The 15,440-nt window shown below is 66.9% G+C and carries 15 protein-coding genes; 11 read left to right on the plus strand and 4 right to left on the minus strand.

Annotated features, from left to right (window positions below):
• Window positions 1–9: 9 nt before the first annotated feature.
• Both QRN63_RS16835 and QRN63_RS16840 read right to left on the minus strand, forming a co-directional pair.
• Window positions 10–1,095, minus strand: a complete 1,086-nt coding sequence (locus QRN63_RS16835; RefSeq protein ID WP_285031818.1) for a PDR/VanB family oxidoreductase — start codon at window positions 1,093–1,095, stop codon at window positions 10–12.
• Window positions 1,092–1,988, minus strand: coding sequence for a metal-dependent hydrolase (locus QRN63_RS16840; RefSeq protein WP_285031820.1), 897 nt, complete (start codon window positions 1,986–1,988; stop codon window positions 1,092–1,094). Before QRN63_RS16840 ends, QRN63_RS16835 begins: the two co-directional genes overlap by 4 nt.
• Window positions 1,989–2,082: 94 nt before the next feature.
• Here QRN63_RS16840 and QRN63_RS16845 point away from each other — a divergent pair, with 94 nt between their 5' ends.
• From QRN63_RS16845 to QRN63_RS16870, 6 genes are all read left to right on the plus strand, one after another.
• The gene (locus tag QRN63_RS16845; protein ID WP_285031823.1) at window positions 2,083–2,691 is read left to right on the plus strand and encodes a TetR/AcrR family transcriptional regulator; all 609 of its coding nucleotides are present in this window, start codon (window positions 2,083–2,085) and stop codon (window positions 2,689–2,691) included.
• Window positions 2,692–3,090: 399 nt separating this feature from the next.
• Window positions 3,091–3,846, plus strand: a complete 756-nt coding sequence (locus tag QRN63_RS16850) for an ABC transporter permease (protein ID WP_285031824.1) — start codon at window positions 3,091–3,093, stop codon at window positions 3,844–3,846.
• Window positions 3,843–4,631: an ABC transporter ATP-binding protein gene (locus QRN63_RS16855; RefSeq protein ID WP_285031825.1), complete on the plus strand. Its 789-nt coding sequence runs from the start codon at window positions 3,843–3,845 to the stop codon at window positions 4,629–4,631. The genes QRN63_RS16850 and QRN63_RS16855 overlap by 4 nt, the downstream gene beginning before the upstream one ends.
• Window positions 4,628–5,596: an ABC transporter substrate-binding protein gene (locus QRN63_RS16860; protein ID WP_285031826.1), complete on the plus strand. Its 969-nt coding sequence runs from the start codon at window positions 4,628–4,630 to the stop codon at window positions 5,594–5,596. Before QRN63_RS16855 ends, QRN63_RS16860 begins: the two co-directional genes overlap by 4 nt.
• A complete protein-coding gene (locus QRN63_RS16865; RefSeq protein WP_285031828.1) occupies window positions 5,593–6,549 on the plus strand; it encodes an asparaginase in 957 nt (318 codons plus the stop codon). Before QRN63_RS16860 ends, QRN63_RS16865 begins: the two co-directional genes overlap by 4 nt.
• A complete protein-coding gene (locus QRN63_RS16870; protein WP_285031829.1) occupies window positions 6,546–7,775 on the plus strand; it encodes a M20 family metallopeptidase in 1,230 nt (409 codons plus the stop codon). The genes QRN63_RS16865 and QRN63_RS16870 overlap by 4 nt, the downstream gene beginning before the upstream one ends.
• Here the strand turns inward: QRN63_RS16870 and QRN63_RS16875 are convergent.
• On the minus strand, window positions 7,772–8,668 hold the full coding sequence (locus tag QRN63_RS16875) for a LysR family transcriptional regulator (protein WP_267316238.1): 897 nt from the start codon (window positions 8,666–8,668) through the stop codon (window positions 7,772–7,774). The two genes, QRN63_RS16870 and QRN63_RS16875, sit on opposite strands and share 4 nt — an antisense overlap.
• 77 nt (window positions 8,669–8,745) lie before the next feature.
• On the opposite strand from QRN63_RS16875, the gene QRN63_RS16880 reads away from it, so the two are divergent.
• The 5 genes from QRN63_RS16880 to QRN63_RS16900 all read left to right on the plus strand — a co-directional run bounded on the left by QRN63_RS16880 (window position 8,746) and on the right by QRN63_RS16900 (window position 14,885).
• Window positions 8,746–11,082 (plus strand): CehA/McbA family metallohydrolase domain-containing protein, encoded by a 2,337-nt coding sequence (locus QRN63_RS16880; RefSeq protein WP_285031830.1) that lies wholly within the window; start codon window positions 8,746–8,748, stop codon window positions 11,080–11,082.
• A gap of 39 nt (window positions 11,083–11,121) precedes the next feature.
• Complete coding sequence (locus QRN63_RS16885) at window positions 11,122–12,150, plus strand: ABC transporter substrate-binding protein (protein ID WP_285031831.1); 1,029 nt, start codon at window positions 11,122–11,124, stop codon at window positions 12,148–12,150.
• Window positions 12,151–12,218: 68 nt separating this feature from the next.
• Window positions 12,219–12,956, plus strand: coding sequence for an ABC transporter ATP-binding protein (locus QRN63_RS16890; protein WP_350224453.1), 738 nt, complete (start codon window positions 12,219–12,221; stop codon window positions 12,954–12,956).
• Window positions 12,946–13,788, plus strand: a complete 843-nt coding sequence (locus tag QRN63_RS16895; RefSeq protein ID WP_267316242.1) for an ABC transporter permease — start codon at window positions 12,946–12,948, stop codon at window positions 13,786–13,788. The genes QRN63_RS16890 and QRN63_RS16895 overlap by 11 nt, the downstream gene beginning before the upstream one ends.
• The gene (locus QRN63_RS16900; protein WP_285031834.1) at window positions 13,785–14,885 is read left to right on the plus strand and encodes a metallophosphoesterase; all 1,101 of its coding nucleotides are present in this window, start codon (window positions 13,785–13,787) and stop codon (window positions 14,883–14,885) included. Before QRN63_RS16895 ends, QRN63_RS16900 begins: the two co-directional genes overlap by 4 nt.
• Window positions 14,886–14,913: 28 nt before the next feature.
• Here QRN63_RS16900 and QRN63_RS16905 read toward each other — a convergent pair.
• A partial coding sequence (locus QRN63_RS16905) for a type I glyceraldehyde-3-phosphate dehydrogenase (RefSeq protein ID WP_502888148.1) occupies window positions 14,914–15,440 on the minus strand: 527 nt, incomplete at its 5' end.

Genomic DNA, 15,440 nt, shown 5'->3' on the forward strand with positions numbered 1-15,440 from the left:
AGTGCATGACTAGAGCGCGACGGAGATCGAGTCACGCTGGGCGCGGGAGACGCAGATCATCATCGAGTCGTCCTGCTGGTCGGGAGTCAGCACCCGATCCCGGTGCTCGACAGCGCCGTCCACCAGTCGCACGCGGCAAGCTCCGCAGAAACCCTGCTGGCATGAGTACGGCACATCCGGCTTGACGCGGCGGATCGCAGCGAGAGCAGACTCGTCGGCGGCGACGTGGACATCGAGTCCCGATTCGGTGAGCTTCATGATGAATGCTCTGCCGTCGACGATCGGCGCGGCACTGAATCGTTCGCTGTGGAACTCTGCGGTGCGGCCCGCCTCGGTCGCGGCGGTGGCGACATCGCGGGCCCGGTCGATCATGGCGGGCGGGCCACACACATAGAACGCCGCGCGGGATGAAGCAGGCGCGCACAATTCGGCGAGATCCGGTGTGCCGTACTGGTCGTCGGGCCGGATCAGCACCCGGTCGCGCCCGAGTTCGGTGAGCTCGTCGATGAAGGGCATCGATGCACGCGAACGCCCTGTGTAGACAAGGCGCCAGGGGGACGGTCCGGATGCCGCCGCGCGCACCATGGGCAAGATCGGCGTGATGCCGATCCCGCCGGCGATGAACACGTACTCGTCAGCGGGGGCAAGACTGAACGCGTTGCGGGGTCCCCGGATCCGCAGCGTGTCGCCGACCCGGACGCAGTGCAGTTCGGCGGAACCCGAGCCGTCGGGGATCAGCCGCACCGCGATCCGGTAGTGGACGCAATCGCCTTGGTCTCCCATCAGCGAGTAGTGCCGTTGCCGGCCAGAGGGGGTGAACACATCGATGTGCGCACCCGGTGTCCACCGGGGGAGCGGTGACCGGTCGGGCCGGCTCAAGGTCAGACCGACCACGTCGTCGGCTACGCGTTCCGCCGCAACAACTTCGAGCCGCGCGTCGTATCCCGCCCGGTGTACCGGGCGCGCCGGTGACAAGCGGTCCGCGATCCGGCTCTCGGTGAACAACCGCGAATAGCCGCGGGCCAGCTGCCCCATCGCCCTGAGCGTGGGGGTCGGGTCATGGACGGATGTGCGCTGGTCGAGGACATCGCTCATGCGTGTGCCGCCTGCGCCGCGGGCGATGACGCCAGGTAGCGCACCGCCTTGCTGATGTCGCCCATCGTCGACGGGTGAAAACCGGGCCGTAGATAGAAGTACATCTGCGAGAACAGGAACGATACCCCCGGCACCAATCCGCGATGGGCGGCGCGCATGTACTCGAAGGGCCACGGACGCCGGCGTTGCACCGTCGAGTCGTTGCGGTACAGATGCGATGCCGTCGAAAACCAAAGAAGCGCAAGGCCCGAACACGCGATAATGGCCGTACGCGCGCGGCGGGCGTAGCCGCCGTCGACGTACTGGTAGGCATCGAATGCGACATTGCGATGTTCGAGTTCCTCGGCGCCGTGCCAGCGCAGCAGGTCGAGCATCGTCGGGTCGATACCGGCGCGATCGAAGGCCTCGTTGTCCAGCAGCCATTCACCGATGACGGCGGTGAAATGCTCGGCCGCCGCATAGACCCCGAGGCGCTCACTCAACCACGCCTTGCGCGCGGGGCCGGTGATCCCGTGGTCGCCGAAGATCTTCTCCACCGCGAACTCGATGCGACGTAGAACCACCCCGACCTCGACACCGTGTGAGCGCAGGTAATTGCGGAAACCCTCGTGTGAGGCTGCGTGCGTCGCCTCCTGCCCGACGAATCCGATGACTTCCTCTTTGAGGCGCTCGTCGTCGATGAATGGCAGGGCCTGGCTGAAGACATCGGCCATGGCCCGCTCACCTTCTGGCAAGACCAGGTGCATCACGTTCCAAAAATGAGTGGCATAGGGCTCGCCCGGGATGTACTCCAACGGGACGCCGGACCAATCGAAGTGGACGTGGCGGGCGTTGATCGCCAGTGCCTCGTCGTTGTACTCGCGTACCACTCGTCCCGGTTTCTTGCTCGCCATCACACGCCTTCCTCGCCACTGAGTCCTTCGTGCTACAGTGAAACACACTACATACAATTGTTTCAATGTTGCAGCGTCGACTATGGTCAGGTGCGTGCACACCGATCTCTTCGCGCTCGACACGGCTCGTGATGAGGGCGTCGACGAGATCCTCGATGCCGCGTTGGACGTCTTCGCCAAGATCGGGATCCGGCGGGCGACCGTCGATGAAATTGCCCAACGCGCGGGGTTGGGTCGAGTCACGATCTATCGACGGGTCGGTGGGAAGAACGAGATCGTCACGGCGGTACTCGTCCGGGAATCCCAGAAGCTGTTCGAAGCTGTGCGCGCCGCTGCAGCGCGCACAGATAATTTCGCGGATCGAGTGGTTCATAGTTTCGCGACGACGATCCAGACGGTGCGCACGAACGCGGTCTGGAACCGGCTTCTCGACATCGAGCCCGACACGGTGCTGCCGCGGCTGACCCTCGATGGCTCTCCGCTGCTGGCCGGGGCCGTCGCGGCGACCGCCGAAGTGCTCCGCGGCCCGGACGTTGCGGCAGTCCCGGAACCCGAACTGCTCGCACGGGCCGAAATCCTTGTCCGGATCACCCATTCGATCCTGCTCACGCCGGTGGTGCTGACACCGCTGGAGACGTATGAACAGGTCGAACAGTTCGCCCGGCGAAACCTCCTGCCGATCGCGTCGATGCCGAAACCGTAGTGCCGCGAACGCGCGCATGAACCTGCTGTGCGCGCGAGAGTCACTTCCCGGCGCGACTGGACCGCCGGCCACCACGTGGGTACTCCGACCATCGGATCAGAAGGATCGAAACGCGCCACGGCGGCGCGACCGCTGGCGAATTACTGCAGGTCTGAGTCGATTCGGCCAGTGACGCTTCGGTGGCGTTGACGGCGCTGTGGTGCCGTCGGCACACCGGATCCCGGCGACGCCGGTGTTACGTTGCGGGCCGTCACGCAGGTCAGCAAGGGAAGATGGATGGTATCGGCACCCGCACGCGGTTCTGGCGCGCTCCGCTCGGGCGGCGTGCCCACAGCAGTTCCCCTTGGTAGTACGGCCGGAGCCCAACGGCGCCGGCGCAGTCGCGGTGAGCTCGCCCGGATGGCGCTGTTGTCCGCCTTGCCGATCCTGAGCCTCGTCGCTGTCATCATCGGCTGGGACGCCGCGGTGCGGTTCGAGCTCTTCTCCGCTCGGCTCCTGCCCGCACCCGCGCAGGTTGTGCACGCCGCACGTGAGATGTACAGCGATGGAACGCTGTTGGCCGATTCCGCCGCGAGCTTTCGGCGGGCCCTCCAGGGCTTCGTCGTCGGATCGCTGATCGCCATCGTGGTGGGCGCCCTCACGGGCCGATCCCGCATTGCCCGGGGCCTGTTGGAACCCACGATCCAGATCGTCCGGCCCATCCCGGCTATTGCTCTGGTGCCGTTGGCGATCCTGTGGTTCGGCATCGGTGAAGAATCCAAGCTGTTCCTCACCAGCCTCGGCGTCTTCTTCCCGGTGTGGGTCAACACGTACGCCGGGATCGCCGCGACGCGCGAGGACCATCTGCGGGTGGCCGCATCGCTCGGCGCGTCAAAGTTGTTGACGTTCACCAACGTCGTGCTGCCGGGCGCCCTGCCGTCGGTGCTCACCGGTCTGCGCCAGGGCATCGCGACCTCCCTCATCCTGATCGTGGCATCCGAGCAGTCCGGTGTCACCGAGGGGCTCGGCTTCCGGCTCGACCAGGCGCGCCTGTTCAGCCAGCCCGACCGGTTGTTCGTCTGTCTCGGTGCGCTGGGTATCGTCGGCGCCCTCGCCGATCAACTGTTCCACCAGGTCACGCGCCGCACGGTGCGCTGGGCGAAGGAACAGTCGTGACCGCCGGCGACATCGCGGTCCGCTCGCTGACAGTGCGGTATCCGGGTGCGGACCGTCCCGTCATCGACGGCCTCGACCTCACCATCGAGTCCGGAGCATTCCTGGCGATCCTCGGGCCGTCGGGTTGCGGCAAATCGACCTTGTTGAACGTGATCGCCGGATTCGTCCGGGCGACAACAGGTTCGGTGACCTTCGGGAGGGAGCCAGTGACCGGACCGGGACGTGAGCGCGGCGTCGTTTTCCAGCGCGACGTCCTGTTCCCCTGGGCCTCTGTCGGGAGCAACGTCGGGTTCGCGCTACGCGCGGCGAACGTGCCCCGGGCGCACCGGCGCGACCGGATCGCCGAGTTGATCAGTGCGGTCGGTCTCGCGCCGGAAGTCGTGCACAAGCGTCCACACGAGCTGTCGGGTGGCATGCGGCAGCGCGTCGGAATCGCGCGCGCCCTGGCGAACAGCCCGCGAGTGTTGTTGATGGACGAACCTTTCGGTGCGCTGGATGCCCTGACGCGCCAGCAGATGCAAGACCTGGTGGTCGAGCTGTGGGAGCGCAGCAGGCCGACCGTCGTCTTCGTCACGCACGATGTCGACGAGGCAATCCGCATCGCATGCTCGATTGTCGTGATGGATCACACCGGCGCCGTCGCCGACCACCTGAGCAACCCGCTGCCGCGACCTCGGCCCGCGAGCCGCCTCGCCGAATTCGACGATTACGCAGCACTGCGCCGTCGACTGCACGACCTGCTGCATGGGCAGCAGCCGGCCCTCACCTCGGGAGAACACGGATGAACACACATCGGAAAATTGCCGCGATAGTCGTTGCCGCGCTTGCGGTCCTGGGGGTTGTGGGCTGCGGTAGTTCGAATAAGGACAGTGCAGCGGACTCGCTCACCTTGGCATGGGTGGTCGACCCGTCGTGGGCGCAGGTGCCCGTGGCCAACGATCTCGGATACTTCAAGCAGCATGGCGTCAACGTCAAGATCGTCCCGTTCCCGACGGGCGCCGCAGCGCTCGAGGCACTGGCCGGCGGCGCTGTGGATGTCGCCAACGGCGGCGATGTCCCCACATCGGCTGCGGCACTGAAGAATCCGAATCTGCGGGTCTTCGCAGACGGAGCCATCTGGCCGGAGGGTAGATTCGTCGCGCGCCGCTCGGCCGGGATCGACTCGATCTCCGACCTGGCCGGCCGCAAGATCGCAGTGCCTCTGGGCAGCAGCGCACATTACTTCGCCAGCCGGTTCCTGTCCGAAGCGAACGTGAAGGCGGATCTGATCCAGACCGGACCGGCGGAGATCGTCACCGCGATCACCAACCACAACGTCGACGCGATCGCCGTCTTCCAACCCGCACTGGCGAAAGCGGTTGCGGCACTGGGTGGCGACGCAATTGAGCTGCAGGGCAAGCAGAAGTACAACCAGCACAGCCTCTACCTGGCCAACGCGAACGTTCTCGAGTCGAAGAAGCAGGCGGTGGGCAAGTTCGTGGCGGCCATCCGCAATGCCGATGCGCCGCTGTCCGGCAAAGATCCGGCCGCGCTGGCCGCGGTCGCGAAAGCAACAGGACTCGACAACAGCCTGATCAACCAGGTCTCGTCGGAGTTCAAATACCAGACGCACCTCGGATCCGAACTGGCCGGCGACCTCGCCGATCGGGCCCGGTGGGCACAGAGCATCGGGCGCATTCCTGCCGACCAGCACATCCCGGACTACCAGAACGTCATCGTCGGATCCTTTGTGACGGAGAGCAATTCATGAGCGGGGCATACCTGCTCGGCTTGGGCGGCACCATCTCCATGCACCAGACTGCGCAGGGCGCGGTGCCCGTCACCGGCGCGGTCGAGCTCTCCGAGACGGTGGCGGGCTTCTCCGGCGCCGAGAGCCTCGCACTGGTCGGTGGGTCCGAGGTCGACTTCGACCTACTGGAACGCCTGGTGGCCCGGGCGCGCGAACTGGTCGCCGACGGCGCCGCCGGCATCGTCGTGACCACGGGCACCGACTCCATCGAAGAGGTGGCGGCCTGGTTGTCCTATCGGGAGAACTGGTCGGTGCCGGTGGTGGTCACCGGTTCGATGATTCTCGGCACACGGCATGACAGTGACGGCCGCGCCAACCTCGCGGACGCGCTGGCGGTGGCGTCGTCCGGAGCGGACATCGATCCCGTGGTGGTGTTCGCCGGCAAGATTTTCGATGGCCGTGAGGCCGTGAAGGTCTCGGGGGTTGTGCGCGACGCCTTCGATGCACCGGGGCGAGGACCCATCGGATACGTCGTCGGCGGCCAAGTCCAGTGGCACCGGTCCCAGCAACGCCTCACGAGCCACGGCGATCCCACGGGTCCGATTCGGCCGGTGCCCGTGCTGCTGGCTGCGTTGGGTGATGACGGCTCGGTGTTCCGTGCCGCCGGAGATGCGCAGCGCGCGATCGTGGTGGCGGCGAACGGTGCCGGCAATCTACCGCCGAAACAGGCTGCGGCAGTGGAGGAACTGATCGACGGCGGCAGGTTCGTCGTGCTCACCACCCGGGCTGCCGACGGTCGGGTCGCTCCGGTGTACGGATACCCCGGTGGCGTGGCCGGTCTCGTCGAGCACGGTGCGCAGTTGGCTGCCGGGATCTCGCCACACCGCGCACGCCTGTTGGTGACGCTCGGGCTGGCACAAGGCCGGGACAACGACGGGCTGCGGGCGTTGATCGACAGCGAGATTCGCGCATGACCCGCGCCGCCGTCGACGCCGTCGTGGACCGGCGTGAACTCGTCGAACTCACCACTCGCCTGGTGGCCGCCGGCCAGCCGTGGTGCGAGAACAGCCTCGACGGTCCGAGTCGCCCGCCGGAGGAGGAGCGCATCGCACGCCCGGTGGGTGAGCTGTTGCGCGAGTGGGGCTTCACCGTCGAACTGGTGGGTCGCACCCCGCAGCGGCCGAATGTGGTGGCGACGAAGCGCTTCGGCGCCGGCCCGTCCCTCATGCTCAACGATCACCTCGACACCTACCCGTCCGGACCGCCGAGCCGCTGGCTCGTCTGCGCCGGAAACCCTTATTCGGCAGTCGAATCGGACGGCCGGATCTATGCACGCGGCACGTCGGACACCCGCGCCAACCTCGCGGCGCTCCTGACCGCGGCCAACCGGATCGTCGACGACCCGCCGGAGTACGGGACGCTGCTGGTGGTCCTGACCGTTGACGAGGAACGCAACGGCATCGAAGGGTCCAAGTACCTGGTCGACGAACACGGTTTGCGCCCTGACGCATCCATCACGGTCGAGCCGACGGCGTGGACCGAGGGCGGCCGCAGCGGTATCGCCCTGGCGGTGGCACAGACCGGTCATGCGCTGCTCGACATCACGGCCCGCGGGCGGTCGAGCCACATCTGGCGACCCGATACCGGCGTCAATCCGGCGCTGTTTCTCGCCGAGTTCCTGTCCGGCATCGCCGCCGATCCTGTTGGCGACTGGCCGGTTTCGGTGGTGGGCCTGCAAGCGGGGGAGACCGGCATGGCGCAGTTCACGCCATTGGAAGCGAGCGCCCGCGTCGCGGCCGTCAACATCGGCCCGGATGTCGCCGCCGGCCGACTGCTCGAAGAGTTTCACCGCCGCTTGACGGCCGTCCGGCCCGAGGGCATCGAGGTCGACGTCGAGTTCGCGCCCGGCCCGACATTTGTCGCGGGCACCGTACCGCTGACGGGCGGCGATCCTCTCGTCGCTGCGATCCAGGGCGCGTACCGCGGTGTGACGGGCGAGGACGTCCGCACCTACACAAAACCTGCTTTCAACGACACCATCCGCTTCCGCCACGTCGGCATTCCCGCGGTCACGTTCGGCCCAGGTGACGACGGGTGGGCCGTGTACGACGAGAGCATCAGCATCGACAGAATGGTCACCGCCGTGCAGGTCCTCGAAGCCGCTGTGCGGGAGTATTTTTCGGCCGCCGGCCCGGCTTAGTGCGTCGCCAGGTGGTCATGGACGCAGGCGATGAATGCCTGGCATGCCGCCGAACGCAGATGGGGTCGCGGTGCCACCAGATGCACCTGCCGGTTCATCTCGACACCGGTGACAGGACGCAGCGCCAGGGTGCTGTCGCTGTCGGCGCGGGTCCGCGCCACCGATTCCGGCAGCAGCGCCACACCGAGGTTCTGCCGCACGAAGTGCACGACCTCGTCGACGCGGGTGACCTCGAAGGCCACTCGTCGCGGTACGCCGGCGAAGCCGCGGTCGGTTTCGTGCCGGAGGCCATATCCGAGGGGAAAGTCGATGAACGGCAGTACCGCCAGTTCGGTCAGCGACACCGCCGGCTGTCCGGTCAACGGGTGATCGCACGGCATGACCGCGATCAACGACTCGGTGAACAAGTGGGTGAAATCCAACTGGTCGCTGGCCGGGGAAACGTTGGAGCCGACGATGGCCGCATCCAGCTTGCGGTCGCGGGTCGCGGTCAGCAGGACGTCGCTGCCACCGCTGCGCAGGGTCACGCTCACGTCCGGGTAGCGGGCGTGGAATGTCGCCATCAGCGTTGCGACGTCAAGGCTTTCGGACGGCACCTCCATCATCCCGACGGTCAGGCGTCCGGTGACGGTGCCGCTGAGTGCCTGGGCGTCGACCTTGATCTGGTCGATGCCGGCGACCACCTGGTGCACCAGCGGCAGGAGGGCCTCACCGGCCGGGGTGAGCGAGACGGCGCGGGTCGTGCGCTCGAAGAGCGTCACGCCGAGTTCTTCCTCGAATTTTCGTACCTGCTGGCTGAGCGCCGATTGCACGACGAAGGAGGTCTCGGCCGCTTTGGTGAAGCTCTTGGCTTCAGCCAGCGCGACCACGTAATGGAGCTGCTGCAGATTCATCAGTCTTCACTTTCAATGATGAATCGCATCATATCTATTAACTGGACTCCTAGGTGCGTTGCGGAAAGGATGGGTTGATGTCCCGCGCGATTCCCCTCCGTCCGCAGCCTCCGCTACGCAGCAACGACTGCTCGGTGGCGGCGGTACGGGATGCCATCACAGCGGAATTCGACGCGGTGCCCTTCCTCGGCGAGCTGCGGTGCTCGCACACGTCGGTGGTCGCCGGCGCGGTGGAGGAGATCGTCTTCACCTACACGGTCGGCCGCTCGGGTATCGCCGACAGCGGCTGGCTCAAACTGTGCTTCCGCTACTACTCCGACTGGGACCTGCAGACCGCTGATCCGGCCGGGCGCGACTACGCCGGCGCTCAATTGATCAGCCGGTCGCTGGTGGGGCGTGCTTCCGAAGCCGGCGCGGCCACCGTGCAGCAGCTGGCCGTCCGCTATGACGTCAAAGGCGGGGAGCGGCCGTTCCAGAAATCGCTGCTGATCCACGCGGTTGACGGCTACCTCAGGCCCGGCGACGTGATCGAAATCCGGCTGGGGGACCGCCGATTCGGCGGCCCGGGCACCCGCGTGCAGACTTTCGTCGAGGACGAGTTCGAAGTCCATCTGTTCGTCGACCCACTGGGTACCTCCCGGATGGCCCGGGCCGGCGTCAATCGACTCGCGATCGTGCCCGGCCCGCCCGAGCGGGTGGTGGTGCGCGGACCACGGCTGGTGCGCAGCGACGCCGGCGCTGTCACGCTCCGCGCTCATCTGCAGGACCGGTGGGGCAACGCCTGCGCTGATACCGCTGCCACGTTGCGCGCGCACATCGACGGCGCTGCCGTGGCCGAGGCGCAGACACCGTCCGCCGGTTGGGCGAGTGTGTCGCTGGTGGTGCCGGCGCGCGCCGCGCACATCCAGGTCGTCGCCGAAACGCACACCGAGGTGCGGGCCGCCGACACCATCGTCGATGTCATCGACGACCTGCCCGCCCCGCGCGCGTTCTTCACGGACCTGCACGTCCATTCCAATGACACGGTCGGCACCCAGGACACCGCCTGGAACCTGCGCTATGCCCGTGATATCGGGGCGCTCGACGTTGTCGGGTACACCGCCAACGACTTTCAGATCACCGACGAGGCCTGGATCGATGTGGTCGACGCCTGCCGGACCATCTCGAGCGACGGCAGCCTGGTCTGCTATCCGGGTGTCGAGTGGTGTGGCACGGCTGGTGTCGGCGGTGACCACAACGTCGTCTTTCTCGGAGAAGACACCACGCTGGCGCGCTCGCTGGAGTGGCACCAGGGGATGGCCAGCACCGTGCCGACACCCCAAACCTGGCCCATCACAGAGCTTTACGCCGCCTACGAGAAAGACCCGGATTCGTATCTCCTGATCCCGCATGTGGGCGGGCGGCGCGCGATCCTGGACTGGCACCATCCCGAGCTGGAACGGCTGATCGAGGTGCACTCGTCCTGGGGGAGCAGTCCCTGGTTCCTGGAAGACGCGTTGGCCCGCGGTCTGCGCCTGGGCGCCAGCGCCGCCAGTGACGAGCACCGTGGCCGCCCCGGCGGCGGGGCGCCCGGCGCGAACATCTTCGGCGGATTCGGCGGCCTGACAGGCGTTCTCGCACCGGAGCTCACGAAAGCCGACGTGGGACGCGCACTGCGCGCCCGTCGGACGTGGGCGACGACCGGCGCGCGTGCTGTCGCGTTGCTGCGCAGCGGCGACGCCTGGATGGGCGACGAAATCGCCACCGAAGACACCGAATTGAGCCTGAACTACGCGCTGTACGGCACGTCCGGCTGGGACGAGATCGCCATCCACGACAGCACGGGGCGCCTGTGGCAGCGCAACCTGCACACCGAAACCGGACTGTCCGACGAGCTCGTTCGCATCCGGTGGGGTGGGGCGCGGCACCGCGACCGCTACCGGTGGGCGACGTGGTCCGGCGAAGTACGGGTGACGGGCACCGAGCTGCTGGACGTGACGCCCTGGGCCGCAGCGCATCCGGAACAGGGCTTCGATGTGGCCGGCGAGACCGTGCGCTGGCGGACCACGACCTACGGCTCGGACACGGGCATCGTGGTGCGGTTGGCCGACCTCGCGGCGGCCGCCTTCCGAATCGAGGCGTCGGTGCACGAGGACGGCCTGCGCGTGGAGCGCGAGTTCTCGGGTGCCGAGTTGATCGGGGCCGGCCACGTCGAATCCGCTGTGGGCGGACTGAATCTGCGGCTGCGTGCCGAACGGGTGGCCGAGTTCTCCGCGCTGCCCACCACGGTGACCGGCGACCTCCTGCTCGGCCTGCCACACGGCACCAGCGCCACGTATGTGCGCGCCACCCAGTCCGATGGCCATCAGGTGTGGACCAGCCCGCTGTTCGTCACCCGTTCGGGCGGCCGGCCGCGATGTCCCGAGCCGGCCTGACCTCGCGTCTCACCCGCTCGATCGACACCAAGGAAAACAGTGTTCTCTCATCGTCATTTCACCAGGCTGCTTGCGCTGGGCGCAGCCATCACCGCCGTCGTCGCGGTGGCCGGATGCTCTTCGCCGACCAAGTCGGCGTCGCCGTCGCCGGTGCCATTGCGGCTGGGCTATCTGACTCGTGTCACGCACGCGCCGGCGCTCATCGGCGTCAACGACGGGCTGTTCGCCCACCAACTCGGCTCTGGGGTCACCTTCACCGCGCAACCGTTCAGCACCGGCACCGAAGAGATCACCGCGCTGTTGTCGGGCCACCTCGACGCGGCATACGTCGGCCCCAACCCGGCTTTCAATGCCTGGCAGAAATCGAAAGGTCAAGCCATCAAGATCATTTCGGGCGCTGCCAGTGGTGGTACCTCGATGGTCGTCCAGCCGGGCATCACGTCGGCCCAGGACCTCAGGGGCAAGACGGTGGCCGATCCGGCGCTCGGTGGCACCCAGGACGTCAGCCTCCGCGATTGGCTGGCCAAGAACGGTTTGAAGACCGACACCCAGGGCGGCGGCGATGTTTCGGTCAAGCCGACAAACCCCGAATCGGCGATCGTCCAGCAGTTCGTGAGCAAGCAGATCGCCGGTGCGCTGGATTCCGCGCCGTTCGACGTGCAGATGATCAAAGCCGGCGGCGTGCGGTTGTGGTCGGATCCGAACACCATCACCGTGCTGGTCGTGCGTCAGGACTTCCTCGCCGCGCATCCCGACGCGGTGGCGGGGTTGCTGCGCGGCCAGGTCCAGGCCAACGACAAGATCGGTGCCGATCCCGCGGCCGCGGCGCAGTCGGCCAATGCCGCACTCGCGAAAACGCTTGGCAAGGGGCTGGATCCGGAGGTGCTGGCCGAGTCGTTCAAGGAGACCACGTTCACCAACGATCCGGGGATCGTTTCACTGCGCGAACAGGTGAGCAAGGCCGTCGCCATCGGCTTGTTGCCGCCGCTGAACATCGACGGCCTCTTCGATCCGGCCCCACTGAACGCGGTGCTCGCGGCGTCGGGCAAACCGGCGGTCGCCGCGTGACCCGCTGTGCACAAGCCGGTGAGATGACCGTGGCCGTCCCGACGCCGCCTCCGGTACCGCAGCAGGCATTGGAACTGGCCGAGGTGACCAAGCGCTATGGAAAGGGCGCTGGTGCGGTGACCGCGCTGGATCCGGTCAGCCTGACAGTCGCAGAAGGTGAATTCGTCTGTCTGGTAGGTAGTTCCGGCTGCGGCAAGAGCACGCTGTTGTCGATCATCGCCGGACTGGACGCGCCGTCGAGCGGGGCGGTCGACACTTTCGGTCGCCGGGTGGCGCTGATGTTTCAGGAGCCGGCCCTGTTTCCCTGGCTGACGGCGGCAGCCAACATCGACCTGGCACTGCGGGCGCGCGCGGTGCCGCGGGACGTGCGCCGCGAACGGGTGGCGCGACTGCTGGCCACCGTGGGGCTGACCGAATTCGCCGGCAAGCGTCCGCATCAGTTGTCCGGCGGTATGCGGCAACGGGTTGCGCTGGCCCGCGCGCTCGCGCAGGACGCCGACGTGCTGTTGATGGACGAACCCTTTGGCGCGCTGGACGCGCTGACCCGTGATCTGCTCCACGAGGAACTCGAGCGCATCGTCGAATCGCGTGGACTGACAGTTGTTTTCGTGACCCACAATGTCCGGGAAGCGGTGCGGCTGGCTGATCGGGTGATTCTCCTGGGGACTCGACCGGGTCGTGTCGTCGAAGAATTCCAGGTGCCGGCACCCCGTCCTCGTCAGATCAACACCGCCGACGTCGCTGAGCTGGCGGCACACATCACGGCGCGGCTGCACGAGGAAGGCAACGGTCATCGTGGTCGGTAGCGGAGTTGCCGATCTGGCTCGGCCGTCACGTCAGAAGAGCGATCGGCTGCAGTCGGTGCTGGCATCGATATGGACGAAGGCGCTGGCCCTGCTGGTGGCGTTGGGGGCGTGGCAGCTCGTTTGTCTGAGCGGCTGGAAGTCGTCGGTGATCTTGCCGGGCCCATTGGCGGTCGGTGCCACCCTGTGGCAGCAGCTGCACGATCCGGTGTTGTGGCAGGCGGTTTCGACGACGATGGCCAGGGCCGTCGTCGGTTTCGCGCTGTCGCTGCTGATCGGTACGGTCATCGGCAGCATCCTGTCCCGAAACAAACTGCTGCGCACTACCTTTGGTCCGATCATCACCGGACTGCAGACGATGCCGGCCATCGCCTGGTTTCCCTTCGCGATCATCTTCTTCGGCCTCGACACCTCGGCAATCCTGTTCGTCATCGTCATCGGTGCCGCGCCGTGTGTGGCACTCGGCGTGATCTCGGGTGCCGACCACATTCCACCGCTGCAATTGCGTGCGGCAAAGACCATGGGGCTGAGGCGGTTTGCGTTGTACCGGCATGTCATCCTGCCGGCGTCACTGCCGACGTTCGTCAGCGGGTTGCGGCAGGGCTGGGCGTTCGCGTGGCGGAGCCTCATGGCCGGTGAACTGGTCGTGATGGTCGCGGGCACCGCATCGATCGGGGTTCTGCTGGAGAACGCGCAGAACATGAGTGACATGCCGCTGGCCATCGCCGTCATGATCGTCGTGCTGGTGATCGGCATCGTCGTCGACTCCGTTTTCGGCCTGGCGGACAGACAGATCCGCCGGTACTGGGGACTGGTCGACGGTGACCACGAATGACCGGCGGCGTGAACCCATTTCGCCTCTGGGCCTTCGGCGACGCCCATGTGGGCACCGACCGGCGATTCGGCAGAGACAGCCTGGCCGAGGCGATTTCGCAGTCCGAGGCGGGTGGCCCTGACGGCGGCCCGGCGTTCGACTGGGACATCGCGGTCGACGTCGGCGACATGTCAGGTGCCCACCACCAGCTGCCGGACGACGCCGAGGGGCGTGAGCTGCGGCGGCAGTTCGCCGGCCTGCGCCGCCATCGGCGCGAGGACATCTACAGCGTGTGCGGCAACCACGATCGCAGTGGCCTGGACGAACCCGAGGCCTGGTGGTGGCAGAAATGGGTCGACCCGCTCGGACAGCACACCGCGTCGTCCGGCGTCGACAACGCCCGCCGGCCCTTTGCGGTCGACGGGGTGTGGCAGCACTACTCGTTCCGGGTGGGGAACCTGCTGTTTCTCATGCTGAGTGACCGCAACGAACCAACCCAGTCTGTCGGTCGCGGCACGTTGGGCGGCAACCCGGGGGGAGTGGTCAGCGGCGAGACGTTCCGATGGTGGAAAGACATGGTGCTGGCCAATCCCGACGCGATCATCGTGACGGTGCACCACTACGTCCTCAAGGACACCACCGTCGCCTCGGGCGAGTGGGAAGGCGTGCGTCGCGACACCGACGGCCGGTTGGTTGAGCACTACCACCGGCCGTTCACGGAAGGCACACCACAGGGCGCGTCGTACCTGTACTGGGTGGACAGTCAGCCGGACTCCGGTGCCTTCGAACAGTTTCTGGCCGAGCACCCGGGCCGGGTGCAGCTGTGGATCGCCGGGCACACCCATACCCATCCCGATGACAATTTCGGCGGCAAGAGCCATATCGAACAGCGCTGGGGCACCTGGTTTCTCAACGTCGCCTCATTGAGCCGGCACCACATGCCGATCACGACGCTGCCACTGAGCCGGTTGTTGACGTTCACTCCCGGCAGCGCGGAAGTCCGGGTGCAGTGCTATCTGCACACCAGCCAGCATGCGCCGCAGGGCTGGTATGACAAGGCGGAGAAGGTGATTGCGCTGCGGACACCGTTTCGCTGGACCGGTTCGCGGGCGGACTGACCCTGAGGACGCCGGCTTCGGGTGCCGTCTACAGCGATTTGCCGACCAGTGCGGCCAGGTCGGCGATGCGGTTGGAGTAGCCCCATTCGTTGTCATACCAGGACACGACCTTGGCTTGGTTGTCGATGACCTTGGTCAGGCCCGCGTCGAACAGTGAACTGTGCGGGTCGGTGACGATATCGGACGACACGATGGGCGCGTCGTAGTACTTCAAAATCCCCCGCAGCGGCCCCTCGGCCGCGGCCGCCATCGCGGCGTTGATCTCCGCCGCCGAGGCCGCTGTGCCGAGTTCGGCGGTCAGGTCGGTCACCGACCCCGTCGGCACCGGCACCCGCAACGCATACCCATCCAACTTGCCCTTGAGCTCGGGCAGCACCAACCCGATGGCCTTGGCCGCCCCCGTCGAGGTCGGCACGATGTTGATCGCCGCCGCCCGCGCCCGGCGCAGATCCTTGTGCGGCCCGTCCTGCAGATTCTGATCCTGGGTATAGGCGTGAATGGTCGTCATCAACCCTTTGACGATGCCGAACTCGTCATTCAAGACCTTGGCGATCG

Source organism: Mycolicibacterium sp. lyk4-40-TYG-92 (assembly GCF_030209435.1).
Lineage (GTDB): Bacteria > Actinomycetota > Actinomycetes > Mycobacteriales > Mycobacteriaceae > Mycobacterium.

Bases quoted from the DNA above. Each gene is read 5' to 3' on its own strand.
- QRN63_RS16840 (WP_285031820.1), bottom strand. From the start codon at position 1,988: ATGGCGAGCAAGAAACCGGGACGAGTGGTACGCGAGTACAACGACGAG.
- QRN63_RS16850 (WP_285031824.1), top strand. From the start codon at position 3,091: ATGGCGCTGTTGTCCGCCTTGCCGATCCTGAGCCTCGTCGCTGTCATC.
- QRN63_RS16835 (WP_285031818.1), bottom strand. From the start codon at position 1,095: ATGAGCGATGTCCTCGACCAGCGCACATCCGTCCATGACCCGACCCCC.
- QRN63_RS16865 (WP_285031828.1), top strand. From the start codon at position 5,593: ATGAGCGGGGCATACCTGCTCGGCTTGGGCGGCACCATCTCCATGCAC.
- QRN63_RS16880 (WP_285031830.1), top strand. From the start codon at position 8,746: ATGTCCCGCGCGATTCCCCTCCGTCCGCAGCCTCCGCTACGCAGCAAC.
- QRN63_RS16875 (WP_267316238.1), bottom strand. From the start codon at position 8,668: ATGAATCTGCAGCAGCTCCATTACGTGGTCGCGCTGGCTGAAGCCAAG.
- QRN63_RS16900 (WP_285031834.1), top strand. From the start codon at position 13,785: ATGACCGGCGGCGTGAACCCATTTCGCCTCTGGGCCTTCGGCGACGCC.
- QRN63_RS16860 (WP_285031826.1), top strand. From the start codon at position 4,628: ATGAACACACATCGGAAAATTGCCGCGATAGTCGTTGCCGCGCTTGCG.
- QRN63_RS16870 (WP_285031829.1), top strand. From the start codon at position 6,546: ATGACCCGCGCCGCCGTCGACGCCGTCGTGGACCGGCGTGAACTCGTC.